Consider the following 14,217-nt stretch of genomic DNA (forward strand, 5'->3'; position numbering starts at 1 on the left):
AGCTACAATATAGTTATAGCTATAATTGGCGCAAGCCCTCCCCGTCGGACCACCGCAGTGCCCTCCAAGCCCAGCCCCAGCCGCCGCGTGGCAAAACGCCCCAAGCTCGCCCTGAGCCCTAAAGTGAAGCCTGCACAGTCGCGCGCGGCAGAGACCTACGAACAGCTGCTTACCGTCACGGCGCAGGTGCTTGCGGACGTCGGTTTCGAACTACTCACCACCAATCTGGTGTGCGAGCGCGCGAAATTGTCGCCACCGGCGCTCTATCGCTACTTCCCCAACAAGTACGCGTTGCTGCACGAATTGGGGTTGCGCCTGATGGGGAAACAGAATGCGTTGATTCACCAGTGGCTGACGCCTGCTGCATTCGGCTCGGCGAAAAAACTGGAAGACGCGATCACGGGACTTTTGCTGGAAACCTACGACGTCACGCGCGAAACCACCGCCGGCATCTGGATCATGCGCGCCTTGCGTGCCATACCCATGCTTCAGGACGTTCGGCTCGAATCGGCCAGGGAGGTGGCCGAGCAGGTCACCGCGCAACTGCGCCAGGCATTTCCGAAAGCTGCGAAAGAAGATCTGGAACTCATCAGCCGCGTCGCCGACAGCATGTCGTACGCCGCGCTGGAAATGCTGTTCGATGATCCGTCACTGGACGCAGCGTCGGTGATGCGCCTGGTTGCTGCCAGCCTCGCTAGCCATGTAGCGCGCCTGCAGGGCAAGCAAGGCCGCGCGTAGCGATGCTGTGATGTCTTGTGACATCAGCGCCAGTTGCGACCGGTGCGACGTGCCAGGGATATGCGTACCAGGTTGTCGACTTGATGCCACCCGAATCGGCGCCGCGCGATGAGGCGCAGCACCAGGCGGATGAATGACAAACCTTTCCGATGCGGTGGCCGCCCAATCGTCAGCCGATTGGGCACGCCCTCCGGCTCGATCATGGCTCAGCTTTGGCTAAAGACGACGGCTTACGGAACTTCAACACAAACTTGTCCGTATGCCCTTTGATGTCCGGCGCGAAGATCGGCTTGTCGTGTCCATCTTGTGGATTGCTGAGCACGTCGCTTTGCGCCTCCAGCACGAAACCTGCCGCCTTTGCCTGGGCAATGACGGTCGCCGGGTCGATGCGATGCAGCGTATGGGCGTCACGTCCGCCTGAGCCCGGTGCAGCTGCATGATCGACGATGATGAAAACACCACCGGGCTTCAGCGCCTTGAACGCAGCAGCGTCGAGGTTGGCGGCTTGTTCGGGACCGGTGCTGCCGTCGACGCTGAACACGCTGACGGCGCCGTAGACATCGTGGTAATTCTGCGACGTCCACACGACATCCAACGGCGCGCCGACATCGAACCGGTCATAGGGCCGGATGAGCAGACTGGTGTTGCCGCTATAAGCAGGATCGACCGCCAATGCCCGAATGGACTTGAGCCTCTCCGGCGGAGCTTTGCTGGCATAGGCCTCAGGAACAACGGCATACACATGGCCCTTGATGCCGACGACCTTGCTGAAAAGGCGGGTGAAATAGCCGCCACCCGGCATGACGTCAGCAACCCGGTCGCCCGGCTTGATGCCGGCGAAGGCGATCAATGCGGCCGGCCTGCGATCGTTGTCGACCTGCTTGTCCGCGGCCGGCCGCGTGTTGTCGGAAATGGCATGGGCCACATAAGCCGGCGGAGACGATGCCTGGGCATGCACCAGTGCCGCAGTGCCGAGGAAGAGAAACGCAAGTGCTGAACATGTCTTCATACGTTGCCACGCCTCCATGAAATACGGATGTACCAGTGCGCCAACAGCTTATCCATCGCGTGCGAGTTGGGTGAAAACCCAACATCAGGGATGTAAGCGCACATGGATGTTGAGGTCTGCGCCCAACCGGATCAGTCAAAGCATCCCTAGAGACTAGCTACTACATGGCACGTGTAAAGGTCGCCAACGCTTATTTCAGATATTGCAATTTGAAATGGTCTTTGCGTTGGATTTCGGCCTTCGCCCACCGCAGTCTGGCGAAATATCCCTGGAGACCCTTGATACATTGCACTGGCGCATATCAGCCATTTTTTTGTATTTCTGCGGTACCAACTTGGCTTGGATCAAGTGATCGCACTGGATGCATGATCTTGCAGGCGACGCAAGTGGCTCTGTATGTCGCCTGCACCCCAGACAACGCTTTTCAAGTCAGGCTTTTTTGAGGAAACAGACCTTAAGTACCAGACCTTTGATCTTGTCGGAGTTGCCCTCGATATGTTCCGAGTCGCCGTCGACCAGTCGAATATTGCGGATGACGGTCCCCTGCTTGAGAGGAATGGAGGAGCCCTTGACCTTCAGGTCCTTGATGACGACAACCGAATCGCCACTATGGAGCGCATTGCCATGAACATCGCGCACGACTGTGGCGGCCTCTTCGGTTTTGGCCAGCACCTTCGGCCATTCGTGTCCGCAATCGGGGCAGATATAGACGGTCTCATCCGGGTACGTGTTTTCCATGCCGCAACGTGGACAGGCTGGGATATCGTGCATTTCCATGGGGTAGTCTCCTTCTAACTTAAGGAACAGATAAAACGATTTCGCGCCATCGTTGCTTGCGTGACTGGATGCCGACGGTCCACGATCAGCTTCTCTTGCAAAACACTACATCCATTCGTAGGACGCGGCCCGCACAAAGTATTCACGTGCAGTGGGACTAAGCCACGGAAAGGCGCGGTCAATGGCCTGATCGGCTGATTTGCAACCGGCCGGTAAATCGCCATGTTGCCAATGCGTCGCGCTGCAAGCATGAGCCCAGATATTCCGCGCCACGATCCGGTCTGTCTCGGATAGGCATTCATGGGTCAACACAGCTTCCAGGAAGCGCCAAGGCGCTGACCAGTCGGTAAAGCCTTCTACAATGCTGACAATGTTTGATGGGGACATTAATTAGAACCTATCGAGTTGCTATGACGTACCGCCATAGCACTCTCTGCTTCGTTTCACACGCGGATGAGGAAGGTTTCAATCCTGGAAAGTAGCGGATGCTTGCGCTAACCGGACGTCTGTCCGATCACACATGCCAGGCAATGACGCAATTCGACTACGCCTACCGGCTTAATCAACGTGATGTCACCCCGAAACGCGATGGGCTTGACCGATCCTGTCACGACGTCTTGCTCCAGTAGCAGCACGATCGGGATGGCACAGTGACGAAACAAACCCACCAGGGTCTTTACTTCGCTATACGGAAGATGTGCATCGACAATCGCTGCGCGATGATGAGCCACCAGCATCGCGTGCATGGCCGAATCCAGACCCGCTGCAGCGTGCACGACATAACCACTTTGCCGCAGGTCATTTTCCAGCGCCTGGCGAAAGGCCGTATCGTCGTCCACGATCAAGACCGACATGGCTTTAGCTTCCGGTCTTGGAAAAAGGCATCAGGGCGTTAGAACCGACGGGATTCATGACATGTGTCGTCATTTCCGTCGTTTTTGCCGACTCAACGAGTGAAAGCGCGATGGCGGCGCCAGATGCGCCCGCACGGTTTCAAAGAGCGGACTGGCTTCTGACGGGCGTTCCAAGTGACGTCCCACGGACGCGGCGGCTAATTGGGCAACTTCCATGGGAAGCGGCACGGAGGTCTCCGGCCAGAATCCCAACTCCAGAGCGCCCAGTCGTGCCGCACTATCCAGATGCGGCAACACCTCGTTATAGGTAGCGCGGCGTAGATCGTTGTCCGTGGCGTTGCCAGGCGATGCGATGATGATGCGGCATGCGGTTTGGTTGGTGCTCTTCAAATAGGCACCGTACGCCGTCAAGCAACCGGAATACAGGGAACGGTAGCGCAACGCGTCCGACCCTGAGCTTTGTCCCGCTTGGTGCTCTACCACAGCGACCGCGAAGCGCAGCGGCAGTCGGCGGATGAGCGTCGCCAATGTGCTTTCGGCCGCATTCGGCTCGCGGACGGGGAGGCACAACTGGGGCGCCACGTCGTGAAGCCAGGATGCGATCGGCGTGCGAAGGGACGCAGGGCCGTCACCGCGACGCAACGGCTGCAACATCGTCAACGACTGCGTAAGCATGGACCAGGCGGCTGACACAGTCGGCCAGCACAGGATCTGCACGTCGATGCGCCGGTCTTGCGCACTCGCGCTGTATTCGCCAAGAAACGCCACGTGTTCCGGCCGTAAATCGGCCATTGCCTGCAAAACACTGGGGGTACTTTTCGCCGCCGAGGATGGCGGCCGGTGCGTGGGTTTATCCGTTGCTGACACGGTCATTGGGTTCTTCCGGGAGGGCCTCGTCCTCGGCATGCCAAGGGCGGCCGGAGGTGCGTTCGATGTATTCGCGGATCAGTCGGCGGACGACCTGGGACGGCGTCGCGTCCTCGACCGCGCACAGGCGCTCGAAGACCGCCTTCTTGCGCGGGTCGATCAGGATCGTGAGGCGGGCGGTACGATTTTCGATTGCCATAGGAGTATTCTCCAACTTACACATGAATCAATCTACATGATAATCAAATTATCATTAAACGCACATAATGTGTATTCGTGATGTTTGCGGCGTCATGACAGGGGGATCGAGCACGTGAATGAGCTGGCCGCCGCATCACCGACGGTGACCGCCGCACTCGGCCTGGTGCTGGCCTGGTTGCTCGTGGGCGGGCTCGGTTTGGTGCGTCCGAACAAGACCGGCTGGATCGCCCACGTCTTGTTTCCATTGGGTGCCGTTATCGCACTCGGCGTTGCTGCGATCGGCACCACGACGTGGCTGCCTGCCTTCGTGACGCAGCAGATGGTGTTGCCGCTCGGACTTCCGGACTTGCCATTTCATGTGCGGCTGGATGCGCTGTCGGGATTTTTCCTGGTGCTGCTGGGCGTAGCCGGTACGGGCATTTCGATCTTCTCGGCTGGCTATTTCCGCGCGGGCGAAGGCACGGCGCCGGGCCTTTTGTGTCTGCAGTACCACGTGTTTCTCGCCAGCATGGCGATGGTCACGCTGGCTGACGATGCTTATCTGTTCATGGTCGCCTGGGAAACCATGGCGCTGAGTTCCTATTTCCTCGTCACCACCCAACATCGCTTGCCCGAGATCCGACGCGCCGGTTTTCTCTACTTGTTGATGGCTCACGTCGGCGCGCTCGGGATTCTGCTGTGCTTTGGCGTCTTGCATGGCGGCAGTTGGTCCATGACGTTCGACGCCATGCGTGCCGGCACGCTCACGCCGTTCTGGATGAGCATGGCGTTCCTGTTGGCCCTGTTCGGGTTCGGCGCCAAGGCGGGGCTGGTGCCGCTGCACGTATGGTTGCCTGAAGCGCACCCGGCAGCACCATCGCCGGTGTCGGCGATGATGAGTGGCCTGATGCTCAAGACGGCGATCTACGGCCTGTTACGCGTGGGCCTGGATGTGCTGCCTATTGGCCCCTGGTGGTGGGGCACGCTCACGCTTGCGTTGGGTCTGGGCACGGCACTCTACGGCGTCGTCTTTGCGGCGGTGCAGACCGACATGAAGCGGCTGTTGGCGTATTCGTCGATCGAAAATATCGGTCTGATCATGGCAGGCATCGGCCTGGTCCTGATCTGCCGCTGCTTCGATATGCATGTGCTGGCTGCGTTGGCGTTGGCCGCGGTGCTGATCCACAGCTTCAACCACGCGCTCTTCAAAAGTTTGTTGTTCCTGGCGACCGGTTCGGTGATGCACGCGACCGGTGAACGCAGCCTGGGCAAGCTGGGTGGATTGATTCGACGCATGCCATGGGTCGCGGCTTTTGCTCTTGTCGGCGCGCTTGCGATTGCCGGGTTGCCTCCGCTCAACGGCTTTATCTCCGAATGGCTGCTGTTGCAGGCCTTTCTGCAAACGCCTCACATCCCCCATGCCTTCCTCAACATGATCGTTCCGCTGGGTGCGGCGGTCGTATCGTTGGCAGCGGCGCTGGCTGGTTACGTGATGGTCAAGTTCTATGGCGTGATCTTTCTTGGCCAGCATCGCGAGAACACGCTAGTCACAGCCCACGACGCCAGTGGCCTTGAACGAATCGGGCTGGCCTGGTTGGCGCTGGTCTGCATCCTGATCGGCGCATTCCCTCAAATCGCGTTAGATGCCGTGGGGCATGTCACGCAGCTTTTGGTAGGCGCTGCCGCGCAACGTGGACCGTCGTGGTGGTGGATCACGCCGGTGGCGACCCATCAGGTGTCCTACAGCGGCTTGTGGTTCTGGATGGGATTGCTGGTTGTGACGGGTGTGACATTTATTTTCGTACGACGCTTTTATCGCGGGCGTGTCCGCCGAACGGCAGCGTGGGATTGTGGCTATCCTTGGCAGACACCACGCATGCAGGATTCCGCGGAAGGGTTTGGTCAACCCATCCGTCATCTCTTTGGTCCGATCTTCAAGATCGAGCGTGAATTGCCTCGACCTTCCGACGCCGCGCCACGGTATCGCATCCAGATCGATGATCGCGTCTGGCTGGCGTGCTACCAGCCGCTCGGCCGCGTGCTTCAACGTGTCACGGAAAACCTCGCCGTGCTGCAAGGGGGGCGGCTGGCCGTCTACCTGCTTTACAGCTTCCTCACCTTGATCGTCCTCTTGGTATGCGTGCTATGACGACGGCCGTTTATCTCTGGCAAGTCGGCGTATGTCTGGTAGCCACCGGCCTGGCACCGTTGTTCGCCGGCTGGGTGGGGCAATGCCGGGCGATGCTTCAGAATCGCGCCGCACCACCCGTGTGGCAGCCCTATCGCATGCTGCGAAAGCTGTTCCACAAGGAGGCCACCTTGGCCACCGATGCCTCCTGGCTTTTCCGCAGCGCCCCCTACGTCGTGTTTGCCGTCATGGTCCTGGCCGCCGCGATCATTCCTTCGCTGACGACACAGCTCCCGGTGGCGCGTGTCGCGGATGCGATTGCATTGGTGGGATTGTTCGCAACCGCGCGTGTCTTCATGGCGCTGGCCGCGATGGATATCGGCACGGCCTTTGGCACCCTGGGGGCACGACGCGAAATGATGATGGGCTTCCTCACCGAGCCCGCGTTGCTGATGGTGTTGTTCAATGCCTTCCTGATGGCCGGGACGACGGCTCTGCCGGCGATCGTGCAAAGCACGCTCACGCCATCGCACGCGATGCTCCATCCCAGCCTGGCCTTTGCCGCTGTCGCCTTTGTGATGGTGCTGCTGGCTGAAAATGCACGATTGCCGATCGACAACCCGTCCACCCATCTTGAACTGACGATGATCCACGAGGCGATGGTGCTGGAATATTCCGCGCGCCATCTGGCATTGATGGAGTGGGCCTCGTGGCTGAAGCTGTTCAACTACGCCTGCATTGGTTTCACACTGTTCATGCCTTGGGGCATCGCCACACAGAGTGTCAGCGTCGGAGGCATGGCATTCGCACTGCTAGCTCTCGTCGCCAAATTGTTGGTCGCGGGGAGCGCCTTAGCTCTCTTCGAAACGACGTCGGCAAAATTACGCCTGTTCCGTGCGCCAGAGTTCCTCACGATGGCGTTTCTATTGGCCGTTCTCGGTTTGCTCGTGCACCTCTTGCTGGAAGGCTGAGCCATGCCTGCACCGACCTTTGCCACTCAAGTACTGCAAACGCTTGCCGGTGCGCTGCTGTTGATCGCCTTTGCCATGCTGGCCGAACGGCGAAGCCGTCGCCTGGTCACGCTGCTCATCTGGCAAGGGGCGGTGTTGGTCACATCCACGCTGCTGGTCGCGGTGACCGCGCATCTTTCTCACCTGTTCTTTTCCGCGATGCTCACCTTGGTGCTGAAAGTCGGCGTACTGCCGTGGATTCTGCTGCGATTGATGCATCGACTCGGCATTGAGCGCGACAACGAGCCGCTGGTGAATGTACCGACGTTGATGTTGGTCGGCCTAGGAGCGGTCATTTTTGCCTTCGGCCTGGCGCAGCCGATCACGGCGCTCGCCACGACCGTCATCCGGCAAACCTTGGGGATCGCGTTAGCCGTGATTCTGCTGGCGCTGCTGATGATCCTTGCACGCCGGAAGGCGTTTACGCAGGTGATTGGATTCCTGGCCTTGGAGAATGGTTTGTTCTTTGCCGCGACCACCACCACCTACGGCATGCCGATGGTGGTGGAGTTGGGCATTGCACTGGATGTGTTGGTTGGCGTCTTCATCTTCGGCGTCTTCTTTTTTCATATCCGGGAACAGTTCGACAGCCTGGACCTGCATCATCTCGAATCGCTCAAGGAGGATTGACGTGGAGATTGCACTGGTCGTGGGTTTCCCCCTGATCGGCGCGGCGCTGCTGGCCGTGATCGGTGCGCAGCGCTATGCCGCCGAGGTCAATGTGGCGATCAGCTTGGCGACTTTGCTGGCGGCGGCTGCGCTGGTCATCCGCGTCATCCGGGGCGGCGCGATGAGCGCGTTCGACGAGCAATGCTTTATCGATCCGTTCAACGTGTTCCTGGTGGCACTGACGGCACTGGTCGGTTTCACCACCTCGGTGTTCTCACGCCCCTACATGCGTATCGAAGCGGCACACGGGCACGTGACCACAGGACGGCTTCGGCTTTACCACAGCATGTACCAGTTGTTCATGACCGCCATGCTGGTGGCCCTGACCACCAACAACCTGGGGTTTCTCTGGGTGGCCATGGAAGCGGCCACGTTGTCGACCGTGTTGTTGGTGTCGTTGTATCGCACCCGAGCCAGCATCGAAGCAGCGTGGAAGTATTTCATTCTCTGTGGCGTCGGCATCGCCCTGGCGCTGTTCGGCACGATCCTGGTGTACGTGGCCGCCGAAGGACGGTTGGGCGGCAACGGCATGACCGCGCTGTTGTGGACGCATCTCAATGCGGTCAAGGGTCAGTTGGAACCGACGGTGATCGGACTGGCCTTCGTGTTTCTGTTGGTGGGTTACGGTACCAAGGTGGGATTGGCACCGCTGCACAACTGGCTGCCCGACGCCCATGCGGAAGGTCCCACGCCCGTTTCGGCCGTCTTGTCGGGACTTCTTCTCAACGTGGCGCTCTATGCGGTCCTGCGCTGCAAGATCATCACGGACGGCGCACTGCATTCGGCGTTGCCTGGCCGCATGCTGATGGGCTTCGGCCTGCTTTCCACAGTGTGGGCAACGTTCTTTCTCTGGCGCCAACGCGATATCAAGCGGCTGTTCGCGTACTCGTCCATTGAGCATATGGGCATCATGACCTTCGCCTTCGGCATGGGCGGTCCGATCGCGAGCTTCGCGGGACTCCTGCACATGACCGTGCACTCGTTGACGAAATCGGCCATCTTTTTCGCAGCCGGACACGCGACGCAAACAGCCGGTACGCAACGCATGGACGGTATACGAGGATTGCTTGCCGTCCATCCGAGTGTGGGCTGGGGATTGATGCTCGGCGCGCTGGCCATTCTCGGCATGCCGCCATTTGGTGTCTTTGCCAGCGAGTATCTGGTGCTGACAACGGCGATGCGCGATCACCCGTGGGCCACGCCGATCCTGCTCATCGCGCTCGCCATCGCTTTCGCGGCGATCTTCGGGCGCATGCAACCGATGGTGTTCGGTGACACGCAGGCACCACCGCTACCGCATCCACCGTCGCTGCTACCGGTCTTCGTTCACTTGATTCTCGTGCTGGCTCTGGGGATCTGGATTCCTCCCGCACTTGCACAGTGGTACCGCCTGGCGGCTCACTTATTCACGGAGTGATGGCATGTCACTAGACGTTATGACACGTGAAGGCATGCCACTGCCCGCGAACGTCCCCGCGCGGCGACTGATCGTGGACGCCCATCAATGGACCGCCGTCGCCCAACAGTTGCACGAGGCCGGCGCGTACCTGCTCGCGTTGTGGGGCACCGACGAACGGGATCGCAGTGGCTTGTTCCGCGTTTTCGCGGCCTTTCTCGCGTCGGACCACGTGGTGGTGCTCCAGCATGCGATGGCAGGCGATCGTCCGGTCTATCCCTCGCTGGGTCGGTGGTATCCCGTCGCGATCCGTTTGCAACGCGCCATCTACGATCTGCTCGGTCTGGAATCGGATGACGGCGATACACGGCCTTGGCTACGCCATAGCGGTTGGCCAGAAGATCGTTTTCCTTTACGCAAGGACGTCAGTGCTGCCGCCACCTATCCGAATAGGCCACGACCGTATCCGTTTGTGCCGGTCAACGGAGAGGGCGTGCATGAAATTCCGGTCGGCCCGATTCACGCGGGCACTATCGAACCGGGTCATTTTCGGTTTTCCGTGGTGGGCGAAAAGGTACTGCGCCTGGAAGAGCGTCTTGGCTATACCCACAAAGGTGTCGCCAAGCGTTTCGAAGCATTGTCTTTGCTGGACGGCCACCGGCTCGCTGCCCGCGTCAGCGGCGATAGTGCCGTGGCCTTTTCATGGGCCTACTGCGCGGCGGTGGAGGCCATCACGGGTACCACCGTGTCGCCGCGCACAGCCTATCTGCGCGCACTGGCGCTTGAGCGGGAACGTATCGCCAACCATTTGGGCGATTTGGGAGCCCTTGGCAACGACGCCGGACTCGCCTTCGGCCTGATGCAGTTTTCGGCGCTGAAAGAGCGCTTGCTGCGTTTGAATCAAGACGTCTTCAATCAGCGCTACCTGATGGACTATGTCATCCCGGGGGGTGTGCAGTCGGATGTGGGACCACGCTTGATTCGCCTGTTATTGGACGAAGCCGCAGACATCGAACGCGATGTAGTAGCGTTGCGCGCGATCTACGACGAACACACAGGACTACAGGATCGCTTCAAGGACGCCGGACAACTCACCCCGTCGATCGCGAAAGCACAGGGGGCGCTTGGACTGGTGGCGCGCGCCTCCGGCATCGAGCGAGATCTGCGCGTGAGCATGCCTTGGGCGCCTTACGACGATCTGCGTCCTGCCTGGGTGTTGCGGGTCGAAGGTGATGTCGCGGCACGGGTCCAGGTGCGTTTCGATGAAGTCATGGAATCCCTGCGACTCAGTCGGCTCCTGCTCGAAAAATTGCCTCGGGGTTCGGTATCGACGGCGATCCTTGCCGTCAAGGCAGAGCGGATCGGCCTCGGTGTCATTGAAGGCTGGCGCGGACCGGTAATGGTAGCGCTCGAAGCGGAGGAATCGTTTGCGATCCGCCGTTGTCACGTACATGACCCCTCCTGGCAGAACTGGCCGCTGATCGAGCATGCGATTATCGGCAACATCGTGCCGGATTTTCCGCTTATCAATAAGTCGTTCAACCTTTCCTACAGCGGCCACGACGGGTGAACCCATCATGCTCGATATCCTGAAGCGTATCCGCCGTACCGGGATGCTCAGCGAGGCGTTGCCGGAGCTGGGCGAGCACGAGGTCCATGTTCAACGTATTCATGCGCGCCTTCATCGCGTGTTCGGGCGCGCATTGCGCATCCGCCACATAGATGCCGGCTCCTGCAACGGCTGCGAACTGGAAATCCAGGCGCTCACCAATCCGTATTACAACCTCGAAGGTGCGGGCATTGCTTTTGTAGCGAGCCCGAGGCATGCCGATGTACTTCTGGTAACCGGCCCGGTGTCCGTCAACATGGAAGAAGCGCTAACGCGGGCCTATGACGTCATGCCCGATCCCAAATGGGTGATCGCGGTCGGCGATTGCGGTGCTTGCGGCGGGATTTTCGGGGCCAGCTACGCCTCCCGTGGACGCGTGAGCGACGTCATTCCAGTCGACGCAACGGTATCAGGCTGTCCACCGACACCTCAGGCATTGCTACATGGCTTGCTACTTATCACGCGTCATCCAAAGCCACCAAGGGGCACATGAAATAGACGCGACCACACGGGGCGTTCCAGTGACTTCCTAGATCGATGACAGGAGATCGGGAATTGGCAGCAACCTTTACATGGTTAATAGTCATCGTTGACAGCGTCACGGCGATCGTATTTCTTCGTATCGGTCACGTGACCGCGTATCGCGCCCTGACGATCACGGGTGCCGCGCTCATGGGTGCAACCGTATTCGTGCTCAGTGCGAATCTTTTCGACAATTCCGACCTGGCTTCATGGGGCTACGTCCTGGGCGGCGTGGCCTGCTTCATCGGCTTGTGGTTGATTGCCCGCCCATCGAAACGATAGGCCTTGGATGGAGTTACTTGATCACACCACGGGATGACGACCCAACAAGTGATCCATTGCCTTCTTGAGATTGCCACCCAGAAATCTTCCGGATCATCTGGATGGCTAATCGCACGAAGGCCCGCTGCTACACCTTAAGCGGATACCCCGTTGGAAACTATTCTACCGTCACCGACTTCGCCAGATTTCTCGGCTGGTCCACATCCGTGCCACGCAATACTGCAACGTGATACGCAAGCAACTGCAACGGTACGGTGAACACGGCGGGCGCGATGAAATCGCCGCCACCGTCGATGGTAAGGACGGCACCGCGAGCAGGATTGCCATCGAAATGTGCCTTGGCATCGGCAAATACGATTAACTCACCGCCGCGTGCGCGGACTTCTTGCAGGTTGGATTTGAGCTTGTCGAGTAGCGGGCCGTTCGGTGCGACGGCGACTACTGGCATGTCTTCGTCGACCAGGGCAAGCGGGCCATGTTTCAGTTCGCCAGCAGCGTAAGCTTCGGCGTGAATGTAGGAGATTTCCTTGAGTTTGAGCGAGCCTTCCAGCGCCACGGGATAGTGCGCGCCGCGGCCGAGGAAGAGTGCATGGTGGCGATGCACGAAGCGTTCGGCCAGTTCGATGACTTGTGGCTCGAGCTTCAAGGCTTCGTCGAGGACGCGCGGCAGGCGTAGCAGTTGCTCGGTGAGATCGCGATAGCGTGCCTCGTCCAAGCCCTGCTGTTTGGCCAGGTGCAGGGTGAGTAGCGCGAGTCCGGCGAGCTGGGTGGTGAAGGCTTTGGTGGAAGCGACACCGATTTCGGGGCCGGCGCGTGTCATCAGTTTCAGATCGGCTTCGCGCGTGACGGATGACTCCGGCACGTTGCAGATGGCGAGTGTGCCGAGGTAGCCGCGGCGGCGCGATTCGCGCATGGCGGCGAGTGTGTCGGCGGTTTCTCCGGACTGGGAAATGGCGACGAACAAGGTGCCCTGCGGCACCACGGTTTCGCGGTAACGGTATTCGCTGGCGACTTCTACATTGACGGGAAGGCGTGCGTAATCTTCGATCCAGTATTTGGCGACAAGACCGGCGTGATAGCTGGTGCCGCAGGCGACGATATGCACGCCCTTTGCCTTGGCCAGCAGTTCATCACCGCCAACGCCGAAGATGTTGGGCAACACACCGTGCGCACCGATGCGTGCTTCGAGCGTATCGGCCACGGCACGCGGCTGCTCGAAGATTTCTTTCTGCATGTAGTGGCGATATTCGCCGCGTTCCACCGCGTCGGCGGAGAGTTCGCTCTCATGGATGCCGCGATCGGCCGGCTTGCCGTCCAGGGTGTAGACCTGTACACCTTCTCGGCTGATTTCGACGACGTCGTCTTCTTCCAGATAGATGATCTTGTTGGTCACCTGCACCAGCGCTTGTGCGTCGGAGCCAAGAAAGTTCTCGCCAATGCCTACGCCAACCAGCAGTGGCGCGCCGCGGCGTGCGCCAATGATTTTGCCCGGTTCATTGCGGCTGATGACGGCAATAGCGTAGGCGCCTTCGAGGTTGCGCACGGTGGCAAGCACGGCTTCGCGCAGCGTCATGCCTTTGGAAAGGTTCTGGTCGATCAGTGCGGCCATCACTTCCGTATCGGTTTCGGAGGTGAAGGTGTATCCCTTTGTTTGCAGTTCCGCGCGCAGTGGTGCGTAGTTCTCGATGATGCCGTTATGCACCAGCGTGATGGATCCGATCATGTGCGGATGTGCGTTCAGCTCGTTGGGCACGCCATGCGTCGCCCAGCGCGTGTGCGCGATGCCGGTACCACCCGGGAAAGGGTTGGCGAGGTACAGCGACTCCATCTCGCGCACCTTGCCTTTGGCGCGGACGCGGCGCACTTCGCCGCTTTCCAGTACGGCCAGGCCAGCCGAATCATAGCCGCGGTATTCCAGCGCCTTGAGGCCGGCGATCAGCAGGGGCGCAACATCGCGCTGGGCAGTGGCGGCAACGATTCCACACATGGTCGATTTCCTATAAGCGAGCTACGTGAAGGCGGCGACTTTGACGAGCAGCCGTTTCGACAGGCTTTCGGCCTTTGGGTTCACTGCTGACGAGACTACGTCTCGCCTTCGCGTGATGGAAGGCGTTGTTGGTATTTGCATCGAGACAAATTGACAGGGATCAACGCTGCCCATCTTTGCCGGAAGGGC

The 14,217-nt window shown here is 59.8% G+C and carries 14 protein-coding genes; 8 read left to right on the forward strand and 6 right to left on the reverse strand.

Features of this window, described 5'->3' with window-relative positions:
• The first annotated feature begins 87 nt into the window (after positions 1 to 87).
• Positions 88 to 738 (forward strand): TetR/AcrR family transcriptional regulator, encoded by a 651-nt coding sequence (locus IEX75_RS22875; RefSeq protein ID WP_188798149.1) that lies wholly within the window; start codon positions 88 to 90, stop codon positions 736 to 738.
• 199 nt (positions 739 to 937) lie between these two features.
• On the opposite strand, the gene IEX75_RS22880 is transcribed toward IEX75_RS22875, so the two are convergent.
• The 5 genes from IEX75_RS22880 to IEX75_RS22900 form a co-directional block, all read right to left on the reverse strand.
• Positions 938 to 1,747, reverse strand: coding sequence for a class I SAM-dependent methyltransferase (locus IEX75_RS22880; protein ID WP_188798151.1), 810 nt, complete (start codon positions 1,745 to 1,747; stop codon positions 938 to 940).
• A 429-nt stretch (positions 1,748 to 2,176) separates the two neighbouring features.
• Positions 2,177 to 2,518, reverse strand: coding sequence for a zinc ribbon domain-containing protein YjdM (locus IEX75_RS22885; protein WP_188798260.1), 342 nt, complete (start codon positions 2,516 to 2,518; stop codon positions 2,177 to 2,179).
• Positions 2,519 to 3,018: 500 nt separating this feature from the next.
• Positions 3,019 to 3,378 carry a response regulator transcription factor family protein gene (locus IEX75_RS22890; protein WP_188798153.1) on the reverse strand — a complete coding sequence of 120 codons (360 nt, stop codon included), beginning with the start codon at positions 3,376 to 3,378 and terminating at the stop codon, positions 3,019 to 3,021.
• Positions 3,379 to 3,447: 69 nt separating this feature from the next.
• Entirely contained in the window at positions 3,448 to 4,251 is an 804-nt protein-coding gene (locus IEX75_RS22895; RefSeq protein ID WP_188798155.1) for a hypothetical protein, read from the reverse strand.
• Entirely contained in the window at positions 4,229 to 4,444 is a 216-nt protein-coding gene (locus IEX75_RS22900; protein WP_229721042.1) for a CopG family transcriptional regulator, read from the reverse strand. The genes IEX75_RS22895 and IEX75_RS22900 overlap by 23 nt, the downstream gene beginning before the upstream one ends.
• A gap of 114 nt (positions 4,445 to 4,558) precedes the next feature.
• Between IEX75_RS22900 and hyfB the strand changes: the two genes are divergently transcribed.
• The 7 genes from hyfB (at position 4,559) to IEX75_RS22935 (ending at position 12,041) form a co-directional block, all read left to right on the forward strand.
• The gene (gene hyfB, locus IEX75_RS22905; RefSeq protein ID WP_229721043.1) at positions 4,559 to 6,574 is read left to right on the forward strand and encodes a hydrogenase 4 subunit B; all 2,016 of its coding nucleotides are present in this window, start codon (positions 4,559 to 4,561) and stop codon (positions 6,572 to 6,574) included.
• Positions 6,571 to 7,524 (forward strand): respiratory chain complex I subunit 1 family protein, encoded by a 954-nt coding sequence (locus IEX75_RS22910; protein ID WP_188798157.1) that lies wholly within the window; start codon positions 6,571 to 6,573, stop codon positions 7,522 to 7,524. The genes hyfB and IEX75_RS22910 overlap by 4 nt, the downstream gene beginning before the upstream one ends.
• A gap of 3 nt (positions 7,525 to 7,527) precedes the next feature.
• Complete coding sequence (locus IEX75_RS22915; protein WP_188798159.1) at positions 7,528 to 8,193, forward strand: formate hydrogenlyase; 666 nt, start codon at positions 7,528 to 7,530, stop codon at positions 8,191 to 8,193.
• A 1-nt stretch (position 8,194) separates the two neighbouring features.
• Positions 8,195 to 9,649 (forward strand): hydrogenase 4 subunit F, encoded by a 1,455-nt coding sequence (locus IEX75_RS22920; protein ID WP_188798162.1) that lies wholly within the window; start codon positions 8,195 to 8,197, stop codon positions 9,647 to 9,649.
• A 4-nt stretch (positions 9,650 to 9,653) separates the two neighbouring features.
• Entirely contained in the window at positions 9,654 to 11,198 is a 1,545-nt protein-coding gene (locus IEX75_RS22925; RefSeq protein WP_188798164.1) for a hydrogenase large subunit, read from the forward strand.
• Between the two features lie 7 nt (positions 11,199 to 11,205).
• On the forward strand, positions 11,206 to 11,730 hold the full coding sequence (locus IEX75_RS22930; protein WP_188798165.1) for an NADH-quinone oxidoreductase subunit B family protein: 525 nt from the start codon (positions 11,206 to 11,208) through the stop codon (positions 11,728 to 11,730).
• A 62-nt stretch (positions 11,731 to 11,792) separates the two neighbouring features.
• Positions 11,793 to 12,041: a hypothetical protein gene (locus tag IEX75_RS22935; protein ID WP_188798166.1), complete on the forward strand. Its 249-nt coding sequence runs from the start codon at positions 11,793 to 11,795 to the stop codon at positions 12,039 to 12,041.
• A 157-nt stretch (positions 12,042 to 12,198) separates the two neighbouring features.
• On the opposite strand, the gene glmS is transcribed toward IEX75_RS22935, so the two are convergent.
• Positions 12,199 to 14,028, reverse strand: coding sequence for a glutamine--fructose-6-phosphate transaminase (isomerizing) (gene glmS, locus IEX75_RS22940; protein ID WP_188798167.1), 1,830 nt, complete (start codon positions 14,026 to 14,028; stop codon positions 12,199 to 12,201).
• Between the last annotated feature and the right edge of the window lie 189 nt (positions 14,029 to 14,217).

This window comes from Dyella nitratireducens, assembly GCF_014642835.1.
GTDB classification, from domain to species: domain Bacteria; phylum Pseudomonadota; class Gammaproteobacteria; order Xanthomonadales; family Rhodanobacteraceae; genus Dyella_B; species Dyella_B nitratireducens.

Bases quoted from the DNA above. Each gene is read 5' to 3' on its own strand.
- IEX75_RS22910 (WP_188798157.1), top strand. From the start codon at position 6,571: ATGACGACGGCCGTTTATCTCTGGCAAGTCGGCGTATGTCTGGTAGCC.
- IEX75_RS22890 (WP_188798153.1), bottom strand. From the start codon at position 3,378: ATGTCGGTCTTGATCGTGGACGACGATACGGCCTTTCGCCAGGCGCTG.
- glmS (WP_188798167.1), bottom strand. From the start codon at position 14,028: ATGTGTGGAATCGTTGCCGCCACTGCCCAGCGCGATGTTGCGCCCCTG.
- IEX75_RS22895 (WP_188798155.1), bottom strand. From the start codon at position 4,251: ATGACCGTGTCAGCAACGGATAAACCCACGCACCGGCCGCCATCCTCG.
- IEX75_RS22880 (WP_188798151.1), bottom strand. From the start codon at position 1,747: ATGAAGACATGTTCAGCACTTGCGTTTCTCTTCCTCGGCACTGCGGCA.
- IEX75_RS22900 (WP_229721042.1), bottom strand. From the start codon at position 4,444: ATGGCAATCGAAAATCGTACCGCCCGCCTCACGATCCTGATCGACCCG.
- IEX75_RS22885 (WP_188798260.1), bottom strand. From the start codon at position 2,518: ATGCACGATATCCCAGCCTGTCCACGTTGCGGCATGGAAAACACGTAC.
- IEX75_RS22915 (WP_188798159.1), top strand. From the start codon at position 7,528: ATGCCTGCACCGACCTTTGCCACTCAAGTACTGCAAACGCTTGCCGGT.
- IEX75_RS22925 (WP_188798164.1), top strand. From the start codon at position 9,654: ATGTCACTAGACGTTATGACACGTGAAGGCATGCCACTGCCCGCGAAC.
- IEX75_RS22930 (WP_188798165.1), top strand. From the start codon at position 11,206: ATGCTCGATATCCTGAAGCGTATCCGCCGTACCGGGATGCTCAGCGAG.